This is a genomic window from Nostoc sp., assembly GCF_036917975.1.
Taxonomy (GTDB): Bacteria; Cyanobacteriota; Cyanobacteriia; order Cyanobacteriales; family Nostocaceae; genus Nostoc.
In genome coordinates this window covers 103,900-127,850 of record NZ_JBALEJ010000022.1, presented here as the reverse complement: position 1 = coordinate 127,850, position 23,951 = coordinate 103,900, and the positions used below count along the sequence as shown (strand labels likewise).

Annotated in this window: 17 protein-coding genes; 7 read left to right on the top strand and 10 right to left on the bottom strand. The window is 42.3% G+C overall.

The window, feature by feature from the left end; all coding sequences use genetic code 11:
• Positions 1-111 precede the first annotated feature (111 nt).
• The 3 genes from V7K76_RS07485 to V7K76_RS07475 all read left to right on the top strand — a co-directional run bounded on the left by V7K76_RS07485 (position 112) and on the right by V7K76_RS07475 (position 1,810).
• A complete protein-coding gene (locus V7K76_RS07485; RefSeq protein ID WP_334778425.1) occupies positions 112-303 on the top strand; it encodes a hypothetical protein in 192 nt (63 codons plus the stop codon).
• A gap of 45 nt (positions 304-348) precedes the next feature.
• Positions 349-906, top strand: a complete 558-nt coding sequence (locus tag V7K76_RS07480; RefSeq protein WP_334778497.1) for a GNAT family N-acetyltransferase — start codon at positions 349-351, stop codon at positions 904-906.
• A 145-nt stretch (positions 907-1,051) separates the two neighbouring features.
• Entirely contained in the window at positions 1,052-1,810 is a 759-nt protein-coding gene (locus tag V7K76_RS07475; RefSeq protein WP_334778424.1) for a HEAT repeat domain-containing protein, read from the top strand.
• A gap of 114 nt (positions 1,811-1,924) precedes the next feature.
• On the opposite strand, the gene V7K76_RS07470 is transcribed toward V7K76_RS07475, so the two are convergent.
• The 6 genes from V7K76_RS07470 to V7K76_RS07445 all read right to left on the bottom strand — a co-directional run bounded on the left by V7K76_RS07470 (position 1,925) and on the right by V7K76_RS07445 (position 11,511).
• A complete protein-coding gene (locus V7K76_RS07470) occupies positions 1,925-2,329 on the bottom strand; it encodes a phosphomannose isomerase type II C-terminal cupin domain (RefSeq protein WP_334778423.1) in 405 nt (134 codons plus the stop codon).
• A gap of 71 nt (positions 2,330-2,400) precedes the next feature.
• The gene (locus tag V7K76_RS07465) at positions 2,401-3,744 is read right to left on the bottom strand and encodes a PQQ-dependent sugar dehydrogenase (RefSeq protein WP_334778422.1); all 1,344 of its coding nucleotides are present in this window, start codon (positions 3,742-3,744) and stop codon (positions 2,401-2,403) included.
• Positions 3,745-4,096: 352 nt separating this feature from the next.
• Positions 4,097-5,308, bottom strand: coding sequence for an EAL domain-containing response regulator (locus V7K76_RS07460; protein ID WP_334778421.1), 1,212 nt, complete (start codon positions 5,306-5,308; stop codon positions 4,097-4,099).
• Positions 5,309-6,235: 927 nt separating this feature from the next.
• A complete protein-coding gene (locus V7K76_RS07455; RefSeq protein WP_334778420.1) occupies positions 6,236-9,061 on the bottom strand; it encodes a glycoside hydrolase family 10 protein in 2,826 nt (941 codons plus the stop codon).
• 97 nt (positions 9,062-9,158) lie between these two features.
• Positions 9,159-10,499 carry a TIGR03279 family radical SAM protein gene (locus V7K76_RS07450; protein ID WP_334778496.1) on the bottom strand — a complete coding sequence of 447 codons (1,341 nt, stop codon included), beginning with the start codon at positions 10,497-10,499 and terminating at the stop codon, positions 9,159-9,161.
• 187 nt (positions 10,500-10,686) lie between these two features.
• Entirely contained in the window at positions 10,687-11,511 is an 825-nt protein-coding gene (locus V7K76_RS07445) for an undecaprenyl-diphosphate phosphatase (RefSeq protein ID WP_334778419.1), read from the bottom strand.
• A 731-nt stretch (positions 11,512-12,242) separates the two neighbouring features.
• On the opposite strand from V7K76_RS07445, the gene V7K76_RS07440 reads away from it, so the two are divergent.
• From V7K76_RS07440 to nadB, 3 genes are all read left to right on the top strand, one after another.
• Positions 12,243-13,022, top strand: coding sequence for a DUF3120 domain-containing protein (locus tag V7K76_RS07440; protein ID WP_334778418.1), 780 nt, complete (start codon positions 12,243-12,245; stop codon positions 13,020-13,022).
• Between the two features lie 706 nt (positions 13,023-13,728).
• Positions 13,729-14,157 carry a photosystem II complex extrinsic protein PsbU gene (gene psbU / locus V7K76_RS07435; RefSeq protein ID WP_334778417.1) on the top strand — a complete coding sequence of 143 codons (429 nt, stop codon included), beginning with the start codon at positions 13,729-13,731 and terminating at the stop codon, positions 14,155-14,157.
• A gap of 202 nt (positions 14,158-14,359) precedes the next feature.
• Positions 14,360-16,036: an L-aspartate oxidase gene (gene nadB / locus V7K76_RS07430; protein ID WP_334778416.1), complete on the top strand. Its 1,677-nt coding sequence runs from the start codon at positions 14,360-14,362 to the stop codon at positions 16,034-16,036.
• 144 nt (positions 16,037-16,180) lie between these two features.
• Here nadB and V7K76_RS07425 read toward each other — a convergent pair whose 3' ends face one another.
• From V7K76_RS07425 to btpA, 4 genes are all read right to left on the bottom strand, one after another.
• Entirely contained in the window at positions 16,181-16,417 is a 237-nt protein-coding gene (locus V7K76_RS07425; RefSeq protein WP_334778415.1) for a hypothetical protein, read from the bottom strand.
• Positions 16,418-17,157: 740 nt separating this feature from the next.
• Complete coding sequence (locus V7K76_RS07420) at positions 17,158-19,356, bottom strand: CHASE2 domain-containing protein (RefSeq protein ID WP_334778414.1); 2,199 nt, start codon at positions 19,354-19,356, stop codon at positions 17,158-17,160.
• 228 nt (positions 19,357-19,584) lie between these two features.
• A complete protein-coding gene (locus V7K76_RS07415; protein ID WP_334953705.1) occupies positions 19,585-20,568 on the bottom strand; it encodes a vitamin K epoxide reductase family protein in 984 nt (327 codons plus the stop codon).
• A 137-nt stretch (positions 20,569-20,705) separates the two neighbouring features.
• Entirely contained in the window at positions 20,706-21,554 is an 849-nt protein-coding gene (gene btpA, locus V7K76_RS07410; RefSeq protein WP_334778412.1) for a photosystem I biogenesis protein BtpA, read from the bottom strand.
• A 1,068-nt stretch (positions 21,555-22,622) separates the two neighbouring features.
• On the opposite strand from btpA, the gene rimO reads away from it, so the two are divergent.
• The gene (gene rimO / locus V7K76_RS07405; protein ID WP_334778411.1) at positions 22,623-23,942 is read left to right on the top strand and encodes a 30S ribosomal protein S12 methylthiotransferase RimO; all 1,320 of its coding nucleotides are present in this window, start codon (positions 22,623-22,625) and stop codon (positions 23,940-23,942) included.
• Positions 23,943-23,951 lie beyond the last annotated feature (9 nt).

Here is a 23,951-nt window from a genome sequence, read left to right as displayed (position 1 = left end):
TTGAATTTCCCAATTCCTATGCAGATAACATTGCTAAAATAAATCAAGAATACTTCACAAATCTTCAGCTAACTTCTCATAGAAGTTCGTAGCTTCCTTTGCAATTAAAATATGGCTATTTTTCGTCAATACATCGCCCCACTGCTTGTAGTATTAGTATTTGTCTTTGCCTTAGTGGCAGTCAGCGCCCGCATCTTTTTACCCTCCGATATGGCAGCACCCGCACCAATTGAAAAGATAGAGGTAACTTCTCAACCTATTCCCACTGATTTACCACCAGCAACACCTAACTTAGCCAGCTAAGTCAATAAACGTATTTAAGTGTCTGAGCAACTACTACCTGGATATATGATTCGCCGTGGCTCCCTTTTGGAGCGATCGCAGCTGCTTAAATTTATGCAGCGAACTTACCAGGATCTCTTTCCCAATGAAGATTTTTCCCACCTAGAGCAAACAGTTAAGCAATACTTTTCTAGCGATACGCCCTTGTGGTGGGTAGAAGAGGAGGGGGAGCAGGGGAGCAGGGGAGCAGGGGAGCAAGGGAGCAATAAAGAATCTCTCTCCTCTGCCCCTCTGCCCCTCTGCCCCTCTGCCCTCCATCCCCCAGTAGCCTGCCTCTGGGTGGGAAACGCCATAGATCAAGTACATGGAAACCGCCATGCTCATATCTTTATCCTCTACGTTGTACCAGAACATCGGCGGCGGGGTATTGGTACAGCCTTGATGCGATATGTGGAAAATTGGGCTATTCAAAGAGGCGATCGCCAGATTGGACTGCAAGTGTTTCAATCAAACAAACCCGCATTGAATCTTTACAATCAGTTAGGTTATCAAACCCAATCCATCTGGATGGTAAAATTCCTGAGTGCAGAAAATAAACTCAAGGATAGCGATAACATACTTTAGCGTCTGAGTTATAGAAGTTATCGTTAGATAAAATTCAACGATGTGGAAGGAAAGTGTATAATTACGCAACTAATACTTATAAAGTTTTAACTTATTTGGCGCGGGGGATTATATATCAATCCTGAAAAGGGATTGAAATGAAATTATGTATGACAAAGACGATCTAAGCCTACTCGATATTGAGGAGGAGCTAGAAAGCCCCTTAGATAAAATAGAGCCGCTAACTGCCGAATCAGTTGTGGCAAAGCCCGATCCAGAAGTGATGCTAGCCTTGCTGGAAAATCCCCAGCCCCAGCAACGAATGTTAGCAGCGCGTGCTTTTTGTGATATTGAAGATGCGCGTGCTACCCCCCATCTGATTCGCCTGTTAACTGATACCTGTCCCTTAGTGCGGGTGAGTGCAGCTTATGGCATCGGACGTAACCCCAGTTCAGAGGCAGTGAGTCCGTTAATTGCTCAACTAAACAACGATTGGAATGGCTATGTGCGTAAAGGTGTTGTTTGGGCTTTAGGAAACTGTCGCGATCGCCGTTCTTTAGCACCCCTAGCAGAGGCCTTAAGAACTGACATTTCCGCAGTGCGTTTGTGGGCTGCTAGCGCCTTAGCACAGATGGCAGAAGTGGGTTATGAAGCAGTGATCGGGGCAACACCACCTTTAATTGAAGCCTTGGTTCAAGATCCGGTGGCAGCTGTGCGAAGTAACAGTGCTTGGGCAATTGGTCAACTGTGCCGCGAACTACCTTCTAATGTAGTTTATGCCACAGCGATCGACGCCCTAATTCAGGCTTTTGCCGAAGACCAAGATTTGGGAGTCCGAGAAGACGCCAAAGCCTCACTGTTAGGAGTGGGTGATCCCCGTGGCTTGCAGTTAATTGAAACCCTGGAACAAGAAGGGTGGTTTTGATTAAATATTGGGCATGGGGCAATTCAATTTTGGATTTTGGATTTTGGATTTTAGATTGAAATTTAATCCAAAATCCAAAATCTAAAATCTAAAATTCTTACTCCCCAGCCCTTACTAACCTTCAGCTACAGATTTGACCAAATTTAAGTCATAAGGGCGCTCAGTATCATCCTCACCCAAATATTCACCATTTTGAATTTCTAGAATAATTAGCGGGATATGTCCAGGATTTTCTACTTTATGCAGGGTTGCTGCGGGGACATAAGTTGATTCGTTTCGATTCAGTAATATTTCCGCATCGCCACAAGTCACCTTTGCTACACCGGAAACTACAACCCAATGTTCATTGCGGTGATAATGAATTTGTGGTTTAATGCCGTGCCTGGGTTTGATTTCAACACGACTAATTCTATAGGTTTCTCCCTCCTCGATTACCTCTACTTCACCCCAGTATCGTGTACCTGAATGTGGAGACAATTCGTTGATATTTGACTGAGTATTATTTTCATTGGGAGTCATAATTAATTTCTCAACCAGATAAGTATTAGTATTTATCAGTAAATTTCTAAATGTTTGAATGCGTGAATTGCCTAACCTCCCGTATACTGAATCCGATAAATCCGATTATTGGCTTCTTCTGTTAGTAGTAAACTGCCATCTGGCAATACGAGTAAACCTACAGGTCGTCCCCAAGTGGTTGGTACAGAAGGATTTAGTAAAAATCCTGTGAGAAAGTCTTCGTAGTAGCCAAGCGATCGCCCTTTAGCATCGAAGGGAACAAATACAATTTTATAACCAGTGCCGCGATCGCGGTTCCAGGAACCACGAAAAGCCGCAAAAGCACCGTTCCGGTATTTTTTTGGAAACGTTTTACCATCATAAAACTGCAAACCCAATGCTGCTGAGTGCGCCTGGAACAGCACATCTGGTGTTTGAGTACGGGCTACTAAATCGGGGCGTTTGCTTTTATCATTCGTCTTTTGGCGCGGATCGAGGTTATTTGGTGTCAGATAAGCATAAGGCCAGCCATAAAATGCCCCCTGTTTAACGCGTGTCAGATAGTCTGGCACTAAGTCGTCACCGATTCCATCCCGTTCATTGACAGTAGTATAAAGTTCCTTCGTTACAGGATGAAAGTCTAAACCAACAGGATTACGCAAGCCGGAAGCGAAAGTTTGCTGCTGGGAACCATCCAAATTCATCACCTGTATCGAAGCCCGTGGTAGGGGTTCTTCATCTACATTGGTTCCTGAACCAACTGAAACATATAATTTATTGCCATCAGGAGAGACAACGACATTGCGCGTCCAATGATTGTTATAACCTTGAGCGGGCAAATCGGCAATTTTTTCTCCCTTACCTGTAATCTTGTTTTGACCTTGAGTATAGGGAAAACGCACCACAGCATCCGTGTTTCCCAGAAAAAAAGAATTACCTGTAAAAGCCATCCCAAAAGGTCTATTGAGTCCGTTATCTCTGCTAGCAAAGGTTTCTCGAACATCGGCTATACCATCGCCGTTGCTGTCACGCAACAAACGAATCCGATTTTGCCCGGTTTCAGTTACTAAGACATCACCACTGGGAGTTAAAGCTAGCCAGCGTGGGGCATCTAAACCTTCGGCAAAAACGTTTACTGTGAAGCCTCGTGGTACGTGCAGCACCGGATTTTGTGGAATGGGCACAACCTTAGGCTGTTTGGAGGCACTTCCTGTTGCGAAAGGGGCTGGTAAATTCTTTAGATTGATTCGGATGGGCGTAGGTGAAAGTGTTTCAGTACGGACAATATTTTTTGGCTGTGTAGGATTTTGTGTCAGTTGGGTAGAAGGTACAGATGTTTGTGGCGTAGGATTATCTGAGAAAGCGCGAGTCTGGTTACATGATGCTACCAAAGTCAGTAAAAAAATTGGTAACAACAAACGCGCAGGGACTTTCATAGGGGTAGATACTATACATAACTTTTCTACTTTAGACTTAAGACTTAATAATTTTCCCAGTCTAAAGTTTGATTTTTATTACTGGGGATTAGGGATTGGGGATTATTGGGGACTGGGGAATAAGCAGGGGTGCAGGGTTAACAATTCAAAATTCAAAATGACGCTCTCTACGAGACGCTGCGCGTAGCTTGCTTCTCTATAAGAGTACGCAGACTCGCTAACAAAATCCAAAATTAAAGACATTTCAGACGGGGATTTAAACCCTTTAATTTACGATAAGGGAGCAGGGAGCAAGGGAGGAGGAGAAATAATCAATCCCAATCCCCAATCCCCAGTCCCCAGTCCCCAACATTTAAACATATAAGCATTTGTTAGTTAACAAAAAGGTTTCAAATTCTCCTGCTGGTAAGGGACGACTGAATAGAAAACCTTGCATATAATTACAGTTGTATTGGCGCAGAAAAGCCAATTCTGATTCCGTCTCTACACCTTCAGCAACTACATCTAAATTGAGATTATGAGCCATTTGAATTAATGCTTTGGTAATGGCTGACTTCTGCGAATCGTTAGCAACATTATGGATAAAATAACGGTCTATTTTCAATGTGTTAATAGGTAAATTTTTCAGATAAATTAAAGAAGAGTAGCCTGTACCAAAATCATCGAGCGCAATTTTTACACCCAAGGATTGCAGTTTGTTCATAGTTGCGATCGCACTATTTACATCTTGCATGATCATACTTTCAGTCAGTTCTAACTCTAAGTAATGTGGTTCTAAATCATTGACAGCTATAAAATTGACTATTTTATGAATAAAATCTGGTTGATTAAATTCAATTGCTGACAGATTGACAGCAACCAGCAATGAATTAATTCCAGCATCACGCCAGCTTTTTATTTGTTTACATACACTTTTTAATACCCATTTACCAATAGGAACAATTAAACCTGTAGACTCTGCTAACGGGACAAATTCTGTTGGGTAAATCATCCCCAATTCTGGACTTTGCCAGCGCAATAAACTTTCAGCAGCGACTATTTTACCAGAAGCAATATCGACTATTGGTTGATAATAAATTTCAAATTCTTGAAAGTTATGTTGTTTGATAGCCCGATGTAAGCTAATTTCCAACAACTGCATTTTTGGAGACAAGTTGTTAATTACAGTCTGAGGAGACAAATACTTTTTTAAAGTGGCGTGCTTTTCTAACCTATTGATGATGGCACTTAATAACTCAGTCCGAGTGAACGGCTTAGTTATATAGTCATCAGCACCCATATCCATACCTTGACGGAAGTCAGATTTGGCAGATTTGGCAGTTAGAAAAATGAAGGGAATTGTTGCCGTTGATGGATCTTGGCGTAACGCTGTTAGCACGCCATAACCGTCAATTTCTGGCATCATCATATCACAGAGAATTAAATCGGGAACTTCACAGATAGCCAAATGTACCCCGATTCTGCCATTAGCCGCAGCAATAGTTTCAAAATCCTCAGCTTCTAGTAAATCTAAAATGTTTTCACGGACTGCTTCCTCATCTTCTATTACTAAAATTTTGGGCATAATTACCTCGGTTTACATTTTATTATTTAATGGAAAAATGACGGTAAATTTTGTCAATAATTCCAGCATATTTGTGACAAACATTTTACCTTGATAGATATTTACACAAATTTTTTACGGTGATTGCTATTCCTAATCTAGTGTCTAATATATTAGCGATATTACTAGCGCGATTACACGATTATGTGATATACGGGCGTATTGGTCTATATGACCCTCTTATCATACTTACGATATAAATCCAAATCCTTCACAGAAACTCCAATGAGGTGAGTAGGTTTGCTTATCGTATCTTTACGTACTATAACGCGTGCTTGTAACCATTGGTACTTGAGTAATTGTCTCTAAATGAAAATCCGATACTTTACCTCATAAAAGGAACTAATACTAGTCTTAACTATAGTTTTTTCTATTTTTTATGAAAAGAAGTGAGGTTTTAAACCGTACAACTCTTAGAGACGCTACCGCGTAGCAAGATCCCCGTAGGGGTACGTCCCGCTACGCGGTAGCGTTCGGACGAGAAAGAATCATTGTTTCCCAAGGGTTGTTGAAACCCCACCCCTTGTGGGGCTGTCTTTAATTTTGAATTTTGTTAGCGCAGCGTTAGCGAGTCCGCGTACTCTTATAGAGAAGCAAGCTACGCGAAGCGTCTCGTAGAGAGCGTCATTTTGAATTTTGAATTGATTCATGCCAGTGCTTCACAGAAACTTTCGGGGGTAATATTATCAATGCAATGATCTAAGTATTTTCCAATATTTTGACGCTAAATAAGTAGTAATATTTAGGAGATAAACACTACAAAAGGTGTGTTAAGAATTACAAACTAGCTTATATCCAGCTAGTTAAAAATTGAGCATTGAAAAGAGGCCGCGGGGAAAACTCTTCTCCCTGCACCCCTACTTTTTTTCCAGTCCCCCTGATTCTTCACTAAGGATGCAACTGCACCCGTCGTTCACCGTAACGCAATAGCCTTTCTATAGTTACGAGCCGATTTTCCCAAGCTTTGACTTGATAGGAATTTGACTTAATTTCTTGGTTCATCAATACCCGAAATTGAGACTGGAAGCGACTTAGAGAGGCTTTCGCCACTAGCAGCTTACTAGCAGAAGGGGAAGCAGCAAGCTGATTTAAAGCAGTGCGTAAAACTTCTGCCTGGTTGTTAAAATCTGATATTGTCTGAGCAGGCCTTTGTAGTGGGTCATTTTGAAAAACAAATTTCCATTCACGTTGCAGGGCGGTGTAACGGATGGCGGCAGTTTGAAAAGGCTGGCGTTGAGGAATCGGTTCAGTTGTTGTAGATTGAATCCTACCTTGGGTGCTACTAAAAAGTTTTTGGAGATCGTTGTTAAAATTATCTGCGGCAAAGAGTGCATAACCACTAACTGGCAAGTCTCTTACCAACTGGAGTTGATCGAATGCCCCGATTGTTGGCAAAGAAAGTAAGCGAATTCCCGGTACTAACAAAGTAGCTCCTAGTTGTTTAGAAGCAATCCAGGGTTGGGCCAGTCGTTGAAAGCGGGAAGTATCTAGAGCATAAGTCATGGGAACGATTAAATCTACATCCCCCCGCCTTGCCCAAGTTTCCCAGTTTTGTTGAATTTTCTGAATCCGTTCTTGTTCTGGCAAAGGAAATACAGCAACAGACAAAATTAAATTCGGTTGCTTTTTTCGCAACTGTTCTGATACTTGGGCGACAAAGCTATCAACTTGCTCGGTGCGAAATTTTGTCCACTTTTGCCACAAGTCTGCTTGGCTAGGAGAAATAGTCACTGGATCTACACCAGTAAGTTGCTGAAATTGCGCTCTTGCAGCTTTGCCATAGCCGTAGGTTCGACCTGCTGATGGATCTTGGAAAGGATAGCGAATGTAGTCTAGCTGTAGTCCATCGACGTTATATTTAGTGACAATTTCCTCAAACAGTTTGAGCAAGTACTGCCGCACTTCCGGGTTAGCGGGATCGAAGAATGGCTTAGTTTGCCCAACGGGAATCATGTTGCCAAGGTTATCGTAGTTTGCCCAATCGGGATGAGCCGCCAGTACTGGCCCTGGATAATTAGGATTGAGGTTGAGAATTTCATTATGATGTTGATTGCCAGCAGCAAAAGTCCAAACCCAAGCGTGTAATTCCATGTCTCGCTCATGGGCTAATTTCACTGCTTCTTCTAGTGGGTTCCACCCATGAATTAATGGGTTTTGCTCTTTTGCCACTTGGCTCGGATAAATTGTATAGCCAGCATTGACGGTTTCAAAGAAGACAGTATTAATTCCGGCTTGAGCGAGGCGATCAAAAACCTGGGCTAGTCCCGCTTTGTTACCAGCACGAACAATCGTCCCCCGATCTAACCAAACTGCCCGAATTTCTGGTTGAGCCAATCTCCGATCAACAGGAAACTGCTGCCACAAAGTCGTTTTAGCAACTAGCCATTGCTGACGAGCCAAAGCGTAGTTTTTTTGAGCAATCAATAGGGGTAAATTTTTGGCAATTACCCTTACCTGTGCCAAGGCTTGGTCTTTACTTATGACTAGCCCCCCCAATTTAGTTGAGGCCAATTGCGTCGGCTGCTCTTTGACAGATTGGGGGGCGTAATTGCGTAGATGTCTAGAAGTCTGCTTTTGCTCAGATATCACTTCACCAACATTAGCCGCATCGGCCAACACAGCTAAATGAGCGCTTTCTACCCGACCAATCAGATTTTCTAGCTCTTGCTGGAGGGCGATCGCTTGATTGTTGTCAATCGGCTCATTGGAGTTGGGTGCAACATCTAGACGCACTGCTTGTTCCAACTGATCAATAGCCTCTTGAGAACTTGGAGGTTTGACTATAGGCAGCGCTCTAGGTATAGGAGCGGTGGAAGTTTTCAAAGGAGGGGATAAGGGAGATGGGGGAGATAAACTGCTCCTCTGCTCCTCTGCTCCTCTGCTTGCCTGCTCCTCTGCTCCCCTGCTTGCCTGCCCGGAGGGTACAGCCGCCAAAGTCGTAGAGCAGTTTTGGGAACCTTCAGCTATTTTTTTCATCCGATCTGATGGCGCTGGTGCTGTCAAATAGTGATTGAGAGCAGCTTTTAACCAGGCATTATCTAAATCGGCGGCTGAGGCTGCATCTGTTCCCCAGCGCCAGCCCAAAAAGGTGGAACGCTCAGTTGTCACGACTGCGGCAGGATTATCTTTGGAATTCCAAACAGCAGGAGATTCAGCACCCATATCGTTAGGAATCACAACGCCGCCGCGAACTTTGCCAAAGAGTCCAGTTTTATTTGCCCATTCTGGAATATTGGTTTTTGCGGCTTGAATCTGCTGTGTATCACTGAGACTGAATCCCCAATAACCTCCCAAGAGCGATCGCAATAACTGTCGTACTCCTGGCGATGACAGACTACCTACAGGGCCACTGGCAATCAAACGCCCTCCCTTACTCATCCATTCTTCTAGGGCGATCGCTTGGGTTGGTGTCAATGTCTCAACGTTTGGCAAAAATAATACCCGGCGATCGCCCCAATCTGCACTACTCTTGACATCATTTAGGGGAATTACACAATATTTCACCCCGATTGCCTGTAAGCGATCGCTTATTCCTTTCCATTGATTCGCATTTTCTTGACCATAGACTACGCTCAATGCAGGTTCTTCGGTCGCTGCCATTACTGGCAAAATATTAAAACTATTTAAAATTAAAAAATTAAAACTTAAAATGAAGAATCCGGCTTTTTTTATTTTTAGATTTGCCTTTTCGTGATACTTTTCCTGATTCTTCACTACTGACTCCTCAGTGGATTATTTCTTAGGCATGACTTCTTATTTATCATCTAGCATAACAATAAATTACCTCCGAAGAACAACGGATCTTTGATAACTACACCTGAGCAGAATTGAAAATACATGTTTTAATTAAATCTTCAACTCCTGCTACTGGAAAAATGTTTGTATTTAGTCTGCTAGCTAATTCCTGAATACTCATATCATCTAAAAATACTAATTCACCATTTTTTAACATGACATTCGGCAGTAGAATACCATCACCTAAATCTTGACCTTCTAAGTTTAAAAGCAAATCATGACCAGTGAGTAACCCAGTTACACTGATAGTTTGTCCCCAGTAATCACTATATAAAGCACGCATATTGACTTCTAAACCTTCAACAATATTTAAGCGTTTCAAAATTGGTTGAAATGCTTTTTCTACAGCGTTGCCCACTACCCAAGTGAATTTTCTCTGAGGATAAACTTTTGGCGGCAATAATTCTGCTGCAACGGTGGCAAATTGCTTGATAAATAATTGAATTGAACCAACTCCGTTATCAATTTGGGGATATTCTTCATATTCAGATTCGCTGGGTAATTCCTCACCTGCAATCAAAAACCACTCATCGGCTAACCAAACAACGCTGGAGGCGAACTTTTGGCGAAATTGCCGTGAGAGCATTTGCACTTGAGAAATCACTTCTTGAGCTTTTTCTCTAGTTACGGGTGTGAGTTCATCTTCTGGAGGACGAAACCGTGTCAACCCAACTGGCACAACTGCCACCGATGCCACCGCAGGCACTTCACCAGTATGAAAGGACGCTAAATCTTTGAGAGTTTGTTCCAGGTGTTTGCCATCATTTATACCAGGACAAACAACTACTTGAGCATGAATTTGTAGTCGCCTTTCTTGAAACCACTTGAGTTGTGGCAAGATTTGTCCCGCACGGGGATTTTTCAGCAGTCTAATTCTCACTTCCGGTTCTGTAGCATGAACAGAAACATACAACGGAGACAAGCGCATTTGTTCAATGCGCTGCCATTCTCTTTCTGGTAAGTTGGTCAGGGTAAGATAAGAGCCGTACAAAAAGCTCAAACGGTAATCGTCGTCTTTTAAGTACAAGCTGGTACGTTTACCTGGTGGTTGTTGGTCAATAAAGCAAAATGGACAGCGGTTATTACACTGAATTAAGCCATCAAATAAGGCAGTTTCAAATTCTAACCCCAAGTCTTCGTCGTAATCTTTTTCAATTTCTAGGTTATGAGTTTTACCAGCAGCGTCTAAAACTTCTAATTCCAAGACTTCATCAGCACACAAGAACTGATAATCAATTAAATCACGGGGACGTGTGCCATTGATTGCAACGATCGCATCCCCGGCTTCAAAGCCAATCTCTGCGGCTATTGATTCTGGAAGAACTTTGGTAATTCGGGCAGGATGAATGGTATTCATGGGGAATGGGGCATGGGGCATTGGGCATTATAGCGCTTCTGTGTTGATTTCAATACAGACCGAACAAGAATAACCCCTTCTCTATAAGTGAAGGGGGTTAAAATTTAAAGCCTCTCTCCTAAAAAGAAGCAAGGTCAGATTCTATTGCATACAAACGAGCAATGACTAATGACCAATGACCAATTGATTATCCTTTCCAACCTGTTGCGATCGCTAGTAAGATAGAACTACCGAATGCTAATCTATACCAAACAAAAATCAAAGTGTTTTTGGTTTGTAAGTATTTGATCAAAAATGCAATTGATAGGTAGGAAAAAATAAAGGTTGAAATAATCCCTACAATTAACAGCCCGACAATGTTATCTGGCAATTGATGGGCTTGAAACAACTTAAAGATTTTCAGGCTTTTATAGAGGGTAGCAATGGTAAGAGTTGGAAACCCTAACAGAAATGAGAATTTCGCTGCTGTATCGCGTTCTAATCCTAAAAATAAGGCAGTCGTCAACGTCGAACCAGAACGAGAAACGCCCGGAATCAAAGCAAGTGTTTGGCCTAATCCAACTAAAATACCATCACGAATCTGCAATGAATCGAAACCTCGCTTACGAGTGCCAATTTTTTCTGCCAAAGCTAGTACAAGTGCCATGATGATTGACATGATGGCAATAATTAATGCACTCTCCGGTAGAACGTCTTTTAAAAGAAAGCCGAAAATTAAGGCGGGCATTGTTCCTACTACAATACCTACAAGAATTTTCCATTCTTCTCGTTGCCAATCTTGATCTTTTAGTGCTTCAATTCCACCTTTGACAATACTAGAAATCAGCGACCAAAAATAAAATACAATTGCTACGACACTGCCAAATTGAATTGCATCAACAAAATCTTTAGATCCTAGTTCTTTCCAACCCAATACCTTTGTCACAATCAGAAGATGTGCAGTGCTGCTGATTGGCAAAAACTCTGTAATACCTTGAACAATACCCAAAATGAAAGCTTGGATCAACTCCATATACAATTAATACCTTTTTCCCGTTCTAGAGATCATTGTGAACATTGTTTAGCTGATGATGTTGCTTTCTATACTCTTTATTGCACCTAATCTTCTAGAAAATTCAATTTTACCGATCAATAACATCATCGAAGACGCTGACCATGTTCTTACACCCACCTCAATAAGTCAACGCAATTTTGGAAATTCATCAAACTTTAATATTTAGCGGACTATAGCGGTTCCCATTCAGATGCGGTACAACATTACATCACGAGTAGGGGCACGGAATGTCCATTGGTGTCAATTTAACGTGAAACCGCTTGTCCGCCGGGAATTGAAATTCCCGTCTCATAGCTAAAGTCATCTGAAGATGACTAAATATCGCCAAAAATCTCCAGTCTACTTCAGTAGACTTAAGCTATTAGCCCGAAAATTTATTTTTGAAGTAACAAGTAATAAGTAATGAGTAATGGGTATTACTTATTACTCATTACTCATTACTCATTTATTTCCGGGCGGGTATGGAAGCCAACAGATAAGCTATTTCCAGCTTAAGTTGACACCAATGGGCATGTTCCCTACACTCCTGAAAAGGAACTACAGAGGAGTTTTGTACATAATACAAGAATGTTTTCTTTGGTTGACACCAGCGATCGCAGAAATTTCAGTATAATTACAATGCCCCAGGGGGGGATTTAAAAGTGTGATATCTTAAATAAGATAAAGTTTAGTAACAAATATTAAAAACTTTGATTAATAATACACTGTCGTCTTACGCCGCTTCTACCCCTTCTATTGATACCGAGTTGGATTTAGCTGATACTGGGCAGAAAGGTATCAGGCAATTGGAATCTACACTCTCTTTTTCTCCGTCTCTCCCTTTATCTATTTCTGACAGACAAACTTGGTTAGTGTTTGCGGCGGCAGTGTTTTTGGTATCAGTACCAGTATTTATAGAAGCGCCAATAGTGCGATCGCTACCAACTCTGAGTTTAGCGCTAGCAGCATTTTGGGTGTGGCTCAGTTTTACCTTAATGTCACGTCCTGCAACTTATGTCTGGGGGGATTTGCTCTTAGGGTTTAGCTGGAGTTGGTTAGCAGGAGCGATTTACTGGGGTTGGTTACGTTGGGAACCTGCATGGCATCTACCAGTAGAATCTATAGGTTTACCCTTTGCTTGCTGGTGTCTCTTCAAGAATTGGGGCAAGGTGGGTAACTGGTTTTATTTAGGTTCTTTACTCGGTACAGTTTTAACAGATGTATATTTTTATATAGTAGACTTGATGCCCTATTGGCGGCAAATCATGAGAGTCGATGCAGAGTTAGCACCACAAATCTTACAAAATGCCCTCATACAAGTACAAACACCTTGGGGACAAAGTTGGGCAATCATTCTTGCTCTAGTGCTGTTAACAGTTGGTATTTTACCTTTAGGTCGAAAGCAGAGACACTGGTATGCCTTTGGTGGCGCAGTTTTAAGCACGATTTTGGTAGATAGTCTATTTTTGTTAGCAGCGATCGCAGCGTGAAGGAGGCAGAAGGTAGGAGGCAGGAGGCAGGAGGCATTGGTGTCAACTTAACGTGAAACGGGCGGTTAGAAACCGCGTCTATACAAACAAAAGCTACCGATCCTGGGTTTCAAACCGTTAATTTGACTTTAGTCCGCGGAAGCGGACTTTGCCTGTGTAGCCGCGAATTCCATTCGCCAGGGCAAAAGTAGACTTTTCCCAGCCCAATCTACGGCACATCAAAAATGATGCTGTAGATGATTAATTAGTTAAGAAATATTACATAACAATCCATCACCATCAAGTTTTTTTTGTTGAATTTTTGGTATTAGACATCGCACAGTTTCGTATCTACTTCGGAGGTAGAATCAGCCACTCTGAAAAGATTTCGCCTAGCTGGAAATGCTGACAGAATCGTGGATACAACACTATTGCAGCGATGCAGGTACTCTTCACACAATAATAATTTTTGGCAAAAGTACATTCAAACCCAGTAATGGTAAATATTGTGGATATTAATACGCTGTATATTAGTTTCTGATGACTGCTGTGTGTTGATTAAGGTATCAGCTTTTGTCCTTTGTTGTTTGTCCTTTCTCCTTGGCATTCTCACGTAGATGCATTAGCGGCTTCCCGTAGGGTATGACTAATGACTAATGACTAATGACTAATGACTGCTGTTATCTTTAAACTTTTATTTCTGTTTGATGGAAAGAGGTAGAAAATCGTGAAAGGATTGGCGCGTTTATTAACAGTGTTTAGTTTGTTACTTAGTTGCTGGGGATGGTTGGGAACAACTCAAATAGCCCAAGCTGCTAGTTTCAATAGTTTTGCTTTTCCACAAGTCCCAGTTCTAGCAATTGAGCGGCAGAATCGGGCAGACGCTAAACTAGGAACGGAATTTGGTAAAAAAATTGATTTGAATAATACCAACGTCCGGGCTTTTCAACAGTTTCCAGGGCTTTATCCCACACTGGCTAAGAAAATCATCACCAATGCCCCCTACAAAAAGGTAGAGGAAGTATTGGATCTTCCAGATTTGAGCGATCGCCAAAAACAAACCCTGCAAGCCAACCTGGATAAATTCACCGTCACAGAATTAGAGCCTGCCTTCAATGAAGGAGACGATCGCTTTAACAACGGTATCTACAGATAACTGCACGTGCAGTTGTTAATGTAGCAAATAGCAGCCCACTCCTGATTCTAGGGAGTAGGGCATGATATGAGTTAGGAGTGATGAGTGATGAGTTATGAGTTAAAAATTCAAAACTCCTAACTCCTCACTTCTAACTCCTCACTTCTAACTCCTCACTTCTAACTCCTCACTTCTAACTCCTAACTCCCCCATACCCACTACCTTGTCTCAGATAGATATTCCTAGCCAATTTGATGTCTTAGTAGTCGGTGCTGGTGCTGCTGGACTATACACAGCGCTGTGTCTGCCAGAATCCTTACGAGTCGGCTTGATTACCAAAGAAACTGTTGCGTTGTCTGCCAGTGATTGGGCGCAAGGTGGCATTGCGGCAGCAGTAGACCCAGAAGATTCTCCCAAGCTGCACATTGAAGATACGATCCAGGCGGGTGCCGGTTTGTGCGATCGCGCTGCCGTCGAATTTCTCGCCCAACATGCCCCTAGCTGCATTCAATCCCTAGTTAACTTGGGGGTAGCTTTTGACCGTCAGGGTCAAGCCCTAGCTTTAACTTTGGAAGCCGCCCATTCTCGCCGTCGTGTTCTCCACGCTGCGGACACCACAGGGAGGGAAGTTACTACCACCCTCACCGCCCAAGTATTACGCCGCCAAAATATTCAAGTTATTCAACAAGCTTTGGCTTTGAGTTTGTGGATTGAACCCGAAACTGGTCGCTGTCAGGGAATTAGCCTGTTTTATCAAGGTAAAATCACCTGGATAAGAGCTGGTGCTGTGGTACTGGCAACTGGCGGCGGCGGTCAGGTATTTGCCCAAACCACTAACCCGGCTGTGAGTACGGGTGATGGAGTAGCGATCGCATCTCGTGCTGGGGCGATCCTCCGCGATTTAGAATTTGTCCAATTTCACCCCACAGCCCTCACGAAACCTGGTGCCGATCGCTTCTTGATCAGCGAAGCTGTACGCGGCGAGGGGGCACACCTGATTGATAATGAAGGGCGACGTTTTGCCTTTGACTACCACCCTGCCGGTGAACTCGCACCCAGAGATGTAGTCAGTAGAGCAATTTTCAGCCATTTACAACGTACCGCCGTTGATTTGGCTACAGCCCATGTATGGTTGGATATGCGCCCCATCCCCGCCGACAAGATTCGTCACCGTTTTCCCAACATCATCAAAGTTTGTCAGCATTGGGGCGTTGATGTCTTCCATGAACCAATTCCTGTAGCGCCAGCCGCCCATTATTGGATGGGTGGAATTGTCGCGGATCTGATGAATCGCACCAATATCCCCGGTTTGTACGCAGTGGGTGAAACCGCTAGTACCGGGGTGCATGGGGCAAATCGCCTTGCTAGTAATTCCCTGTTGGAATGTATTGTGTTTGGGGCCCAGATGGGCGAAATTGAGTTAGAAAATATTGGGCTGCCATCAGAAACACCAGCGCTGCCATTACGAAAATTTAGTCCTGATGCTAGTGAGTGGCACATCCAGCAAGCACAGCTAGAAGCACTCAGAGAGAAGTTACCGCGTCTAGTGTGGGAAAATGCTGGTATTTGTCGAGAACAATCAAGGATGGAAACTGCGATCGCTACTATTGAATCTTGGCAAGAAGATTTCGCTGCTTTGCCTTTAAGTCAATTTTTGCTGACTTTACGTCCAGCCCAACCAGCTAGTTTTGACCTACCAGATGTTGAACGGCAATTGGGACTTTGGGCAGAAACCCGCAATTTATTAGATGTGGCTGATTTAATTCTCAAAAGTGCTGCTTTTAGAACCGAAAGCCGAGGCGGACACTACCGTTTAGATTATCCTCAACCAGACCCAAATTGGCAAGTTCACACACTTGTACAAACACATAATTGGTGGAAATCTCCACTATTGTCTTGAATAAAATGCTTTAAAAAACCTGATAGTTTTCAGCAGGTATAAAGCACAATATTCTGCAATGAGCCGCTAAGTAAAGGATATTCTGTCCAAGACCATAGCTGCCTTATCCTTCTGCTTCAGCACAATCTAAAATCCAAAATTGCATCAGCGAGTACCACTACCATTATGACTATCTGGGCCGCCATAGTTTGGTGGAATATATATATCTTTGATATTTTCAGAATTGGCTTTGCGCGCTATTAAGGTATCACTGCTAGTAGCACCAAAAGCACTAGTATTCGCAGCACTGAACATACCTGTACAAGCGGCAATTTTTGGTATTAGTATGTAAGCACCTATACAGAATATCATCAACTTTGTAATTCGCAAGTTAGTTTTCATAGCTTTCAGTAAATTTACTAATTTCTCATCTCAAAATGTCTTTTTTGTTTCTCACAGTATATTTACTGAATTTTTTGAAAAAAATATTTTAACTTTATTAAATTACTGTTGTAATGTATAATTTGCTGTGGTTTTAGCTTAGATATTAACCTTAATCTGCTGGTATTAAATAGTATTTATACTTAATTATTATTCTTAATTAGCCGTTTCTACATCAGTCTAAAGTTAGATATATTGATGGAGCGCTGTGAGCATACTGCCTAATTAACCATTTCTTAATGATAGCTTCATATTTATCAGTATAAACACTATGTTCAATAAATAATCAGTTCAGAAAAATACCAAATAATACTTATTTGATTGTATAGTTAATATTTAATTAGAGTAAATATATATTAAGACAGAACAATATAATTGATATATTATAAGGATTTTAAAAAATACAGCACTATGCAACACGTAATAAAACGAGGAAGTACAAGTATATTTTTTTAAGGTGTCAATTTTTACATAAAATATTTATTTTATAATTAAATCTGATGACTAATTCCTTTCTTACATGAGTTATCAGCTTTAGTATTCATGTAAAAGCCTTGCCAAGTCTACATCTTACCAACAAAGCATATAAGCTATGCTTTTCAAAACAGTGGCTTAGAGGTATCTCCAGTCAAAATTTATAAATTTGAAGGTAAAAATTTTAACTAAAGTGGAAAAAAATCTGGAGGCTTGACCTTGACTCATTAAGCAAACTCGTAGCGATTTTTACCCAGGCGCTTGGCACGGTACATTGCTGCATCTGCTTGTTTCATCAAAGTTTCACTGTCTTGACTGTTGTATGGGTAAACACTAATGCCAATACTGGCAGAGATTCGGATTGTATAGCCGTCCAAAACAATTGGCTTGGTAATACTGCTTAAAATTTTTTCGGCGACTTTAGCAGCTATTTGGACATTAGGAATTGCCCGTAAAATTATAGTAAATTCATCGCCACCTAAACGAGAAACTGTATCACTAGCGCGTAAAGAGTTGCTGAGTCTTCCAGCGACAGTCATTAGTAAGCGATCGCCCGTCTCGTGCCCCAGATTATCATTGACTTGCTTAAAGCCATCTAGATCGATAAACAGCAGTCCCAGCAACAAGTTGTTATGTTGCGCCCAATGTAACGACTCGTAAAGTTGTTCGGCAAAAAATTTGCGATTAGATAAACCGGTCAGGGGGTCGTGATAGGCTAAATAACGTAAGTGGTTTTCTTTGAGTTTTAATTCATTGTTAGAGCGGAATAGTTCAGCAGCAGTACGCTTTAGCTGTTCTTCCATTAGCTTGCGCTGAGTAATATCTCGGATTACCCCAACTAAAAAGAAATTGCCAGCTGAGTCTTTATGGAGCGATCGCTTAGTGGCAATTTGATAAGTCTCACCATCAGCATTGGTAAATTCTTCTTCATGTTCCTGGGGTTGTTGAGTCCGAAAAACCAGATTGTCCTGTTGGCGAAACACATCAGCTTCATGTTTAGGGAAAAAGTCATAGTCTGACTTTTCAATTAACAACTTATTCGGATAACCGATAAATCGACAATACGCCTCATTTAAAACAATCCACTGGTGTTGTTCATTTTTTACAAAAATGGGATCGGGAATCGTGTTGATGACGTGATGCAAAAATTCCTTAGAACGTTTCCACTCTTCCTGGATATGGGCAATATGACTGATCGTCCAAATCGCTGAACAGCTAAAGCTCAACAGTGAGGGAATGACCGGTATCCACCAACCCTGCAAGAAAGCAAGGTATGCACTCAGGATCAATATCAAGCAAGAAACTAGGATACAAAGTAGGCTCTTAGTTGCGTTTTGTATTCGCCATATCGTTACGGCTCCCAGATAAGACCAGATAAAAATCCACAAGTCTTCTACCAAGTCAGGCCAGACTTTGATTAATGGTCGTCCATCAAGAGCAGCAGAGATTAACTCACTAATAAAATAAGCTTGCAGTTGAATACCAGGTAGAGGCTTTGCCGTACCCATGAGGCTGCTGGAGTAGGGAATGAATACAAAATCCTGAAGACTGGGTGCAGTCGAACCAATAAGTACAATCCGATCTTTGATTAAGTTTTCTTTGACATTATCTGCCAGTACATCTCTCATCAATACCTGACGAAAACTACAAAATTCTCCAGATGAACTTTGACATTTAGGTTTAGGAAAATTGGTTAAAAGTTGGTAGCCTCTGTCGTCAGCTCCTACATAAGAACCATCATTAGCCTCAAAACGATTAAATACTGCCTTACCCAATTGCAAATACTCAGGGTTGCTTTTTGCTTTGGCAGGAGTAATTCCCTTTGACTTTAAATACAATAAAGCCAACTTCAGGGCAAAACTTTCATGTACCTGATTTTTAACGTGCCAATACAACAAACTGCGACGTACTTTGCCATCAAGATCGTACAGCACGTTATTAAAGCCCACTCGATCTTGATTCAGCCCCAGTGGAGGCAAAACACTAAAGTTTTTGTCATTTGCTAGGAGTTCAATACCAATCAAGTTGGGCATTACCTGATAAGCATTACGCAGTTCTTGATTACCAGGCTCTACTGGCAAATTTCTGTAGATATCTAAGCCAATAGCACGGGGTTTGTGGACATTTAATTTTTGCAACAACAGAGCAATCTTCGCATCGGGAATCGGCCATGAACCTACTTCGTTTAAATAGGTTTCATCAATCACTACAATCGTAATACGATTTTCTGGCGGTTCGTTTGGACGTAAGCGAAAAAATTGATCAAAAGCTGGTAACTCTAAAGATTGCAATAATCCAATAAAGTGCAAAAGCAAGACGCAGATTGCAACGCTGGCAGCAGTAATCAATTCTCTGTGTCCTCGACTAAGCGATTGTTTTAGTTCAAAGATGAACTTTACAAAACGCTTGCCTAGCTGCTGATTCATTCCCATTACCTAATAGAGAGGAATATTCTCTATTTCCTATAGCTAGCTATTAACTATCGGACTAACATAGCTCAAGTGGGAGCTAAATAGAGTTTCTAAGAGTTTTTTTTAACTCAGCAAGGTTCTTTAAGACAGAATTCAAAATTCAAGCAGGACGCTTAGATATTGTCTGGTTCCCAATCTTCGACTTCCCAATTGAGAACTGCGGCTGACGCTTCTCCAACGCAATTACTTGAAATACTTGAAGTTACGAGGCCCTGTGTAACCAGAAACTTTTGCTAGTTCTTCTAAGTTTTGGACTCCGCTATAACTTTTACTATTGATGATCCAAGTAGGGAAGCCTTCAATTTTCGCGGCTTTACACAGTTCTGTTTGAGCTTTGAGTCCATCGGGAGCGCATTCTACCCTAACACCATTGTTGATTATTTCCTCGGCTTCTTTACCAAAAAGCAGCTTTTGTTCATGGCAGTGAGGACACCAGTAAGCAGTATATTCCTTCGCGCCTACCTTTGCCAGATGCTGTGCTAAGGCTATTTCTGCCTCACCAGAAGTAGTGGTAACTTCCCAACCGAATGCTGGGTTAGGGTCTCCTTTGGAATTAAAGATAATTTTTGTGGGTTGTCCAGGAGTTCCAGATGTAACTTCTGATTTATTTACACCCGCATAGACGCCTAAAGTACCAATCAGCGTTACCATCCCGACAATAATGATGGTAAAGAAAATTTGTCCAATATCTTCCCAAGTCCGACCGATAATCGTCAGTACCAAAAGACTCAAAGAGAACAAAGCTGAACCAATACAGTAAGGACAAATAGCTTTGATTTGAGATGCCAGCACGTACATTAAGTAGCCGCTAAAAACAGACATAGCGATCGCACCCGCTAGCAGCAACCACCACGTCCAATTTTCCAATTGTTTGCGGTTATTATTTTCCCCTGAGTTCAATACCAAGGGGACCAAAGCAAATATCACCATACTGATGTACGCCAAAAACCCAAACAAAGCTAATGGCTGACCAAAAACCGTTGCCCAAGGGCTGGAAAGCACATCATTACAGCCCTTTACACCAGCCTGCGCCACACAAGCAGCACTGCCTCCTGTTAACTTTTCTATAGTCAGATAACCTGTGATCAAAGCACCACATCCAGCGATCGCGGCAATCAATGGACGTGACCATTTATGAATCCAAGGAGTAGAACGGCGGCGAATCATAAATATTGGGGAATGGGGATTGGTAAAAGTTAGGAGTTAAGAGTGAGGAGTGAGGAGTTAAGAATGAGGAGTTAGGAACAATTAATTTAAAACTCATAACTCCTAACTTCTAACTCCTAACTCTCTTTCCCCACTTTCTAAGAATGTAACTTCACTTGTTCAGCTGATTTGCTTTCACTTTTAGAGTTCCAATTGCGACGAGCAACTTCCACGAATTGACTGACGCGAATTGGGTCAATTGGTTGCTCTATCCGTCCATGACGTTTTAGGGAACTAGAAACTATGACACCATCTGCTGCTTGCATCAATGTATCAATATTTTCCCAATTTGCTCCACTACCGATAAATACTGGCGTGCCATTTGCTGCACCACAAGCTAGTTCCAAATCTTCTAAGTTAGGAGGACTACCAGTAGCCCAACCAGATAAAATTACTCCGTCTGCTAAACCCCTTTCAATGGTGTCTTTCACGGCGACTGTGAGATTTGGAGAACTCAAAGGACGGGCGTGTTTCACCAACACATCGGCCAGGATTTTAACATCACAGCCTAACTCCCGTCGATAGCGGAGTAATTGATGGGCTTCTCCCTCAATTAATCCTTGGTCGGTTGCCATCACCCCTGTAAGGACGTTGACGCGGATAAATTGCGCCTGTACAGAGCTAGCGATCGCCATTGCACTTTTGGCATCGTTTCGCAAAACATTTAAGCCTATCGGCAAAGTCACCAAATTCTGTATCCGCTGCACCACAATGGTCATGGCACTCACAACCACTGGATCGACTTGGTTTTTGGTAAACGGCGCGTCGAAAAAATTCTCGACAATCAGACCATCAACCCCTCCACTTGCTAGGGCTGCGGCTTCTTGTTCGGCACGATCAATCACCGCTTTTAAACTACCTCCCCAACGGGGTGAGGTAGGCAGTGGTAGCAGGTGAACCACGCCAATAATTGGGGAACGAGTTTTAAATATCTGATATAAGTCCACGTCTTTAATCCGTCTCGCGGAGTCCAGAGTCCAGAATTTTTTGACTATTGAACGCCAGTTCAACGCCACTCGCCTGAATAGAGATAACTTCTCTATGGGTGTGGCTCTTTAACGGGGGAAACCCCGCATGTGACTGGCTCCTTTTGACTAGCGATTTTAGATTTTAGATTTTAGATTTTGGATTAAAAGAATTTTTGGTTCATGCCCCGCCCGAAGTCAAGCGGAATAAATCTAAAATCCCAAATCCCAAATCTGACGCTCGTTCGCGTAGCATGTCGCAGACAAGACTCGCTAACGCAACGCTTTCAAGCCTTGTCCCCTTGTGGGCGAGGTTAATCCAAAAGACGCTCTCTACGAGACGCTGCGCGTAGCTTGCTTCTCTGTAAGAGTACGCGGACTCGCTTGCCGCCGGCGCTATCGCAAATCCAAAATCCAAAATCCAAAATCCAAAATTGTTTGACCCTTGACTCTTGACTTTCCATTAAATAGTCAAATGTGTTTTATGATAGTCGGCTTACTGCTTCTTTCCTGAGATGGAAATTGGCGTGAAACCTCCCATAAGATATGTTAAGATAAAACTTGGCTACAAGAGGAGTTTGCCACTCACTAGACGCAAGGCAGCTTTCCGTGGTTTAGGCGTATTGTCCGCGCACAGTCGTAGGACTTGCCAATCGCCAGGCTAGCATTACTGCTTTATAGGCGTAGTCGCTTTCGTCGATTTCCCTGAGGGTAGCGACTTCTCACAACAAGCCCTTTGGGCGGCTTCCCGATGGGTAGGTTAACAACGCACACGCTGCGGTAATGTAAAATACCAATAGGCGAATCGTTAAAAAACATTACAAGTGTCAAATGTACCCAAAGACACTTCAATTTACCCTGGGGAACAGATTGATAAAAATATCATAACATGACCTCTATCTTATTATTGATAGGGTCATAACTCTACGGACAGTTACTGACAGTGAGAATCTGCCAACGTGCTGTTATTAGAGGGATAGCGATCGAAAAAAAGCGAAATTAGCGCTGAAATGTTTGACTACAAGAAAAAAATGAAGATATTTTCAAAATATGGGTGACAAGCCAACAATTGCCATTTCTCACCTGGGCTGCGAGAAAAACCGAATTGATACAGAACACATGCTAGGACTGCTCGTAGAAGCAGGCTACGGTGTAGATACAAACGAAGAGTTAGCAGATTACGTTATTGTTAATACTTGTAGTTTTATTGAAGCAGCCCGGCAAGAATCTGTCAGAACTTTGGTAGAACTGGCAGAGGCAAACAAAAAAATCGTCATCACTGGGTGTATGGCGCAACACTTCCAAGAGCAGCTTTTAGAAGAGTTACCGGAAGCAGTAGCGGTGGTGGGTACCGGCGATTATCACAAAATTGTTAATGTAATTGAGCGTGTTGAACTTGGCGAGCGGGTTAAACAGGTTAGTATTGAGCCAACCTACATTGCCGATGAGACTACACCGCGCTATCGCACTACAACAGAGGGCGTTGCTTACCTCCGAGTTGCGGAAGGTTGTGATTATCGTTGTGCATTTTGTATAATTCCTCATCTTCGAGGGAACCAGCGATCGCGTACTATAGAATCTATAGTCGCCGAAGCGGAGCAGTTAGTTAGTCAAGGGGTAAAGGAAATTATTCTAATTTCCCAAATCACCACTAACTACGGTCTAGATATTTACGGTCAGCCAAAATTAGCCGAATTACTTCGCGCTTTGGGGAAAGTAGATATACCGTGGATCAGAATGCATTATGCTTATCCCACGGGACTGACCCCAGATGTGATCGCGGCGATTCAAGAAACACCCAACGTCTTGCCTTATCTGGATTTGCCCTTGCAGCATTCTCATCCAGATGTTCTCCGCTCTATGAATCGTCCTTGGCAAGGACGCGTAAATGATGGGATTATAGATCGCATCAAAACGGCGCTACCAACAGCCGTATTGCGGACAACATTTATTGTTGGTTTCCCAGGAGAAACAAGCGAGCATTTTGAGCATCTACTAGAGTTTGTTCAAAGGCATGAATTTGATCATGTTGGTGTCTTCACCTTTTCCTCTGAGGAAGGAACCCCAGCTTACAAACTCCCAAATCACTTGCCCCAAAAAGTGATGGACGAGCGGCGATACCAACTTATGGAAATCCAGCAACCGATTTCCCAAAAGAAAAATCAACAGGAAGTAGGCAAAATCGTTGATGTCCTGATTGAGCAAGAAAATCCTGAAAGTGGTGAATTAATAGGTCGTTCAGGTAGATTTTCCCCAGAGGTTGATGGTCTGGTATATGTCAAAGGCCAGGCAAAATTAGGAACCATCGTGCCAATAGCGATTCACCACGCTGATACATACGACCTCTATGGTCAGGTAGTCAATAACTAAATTGTCCTT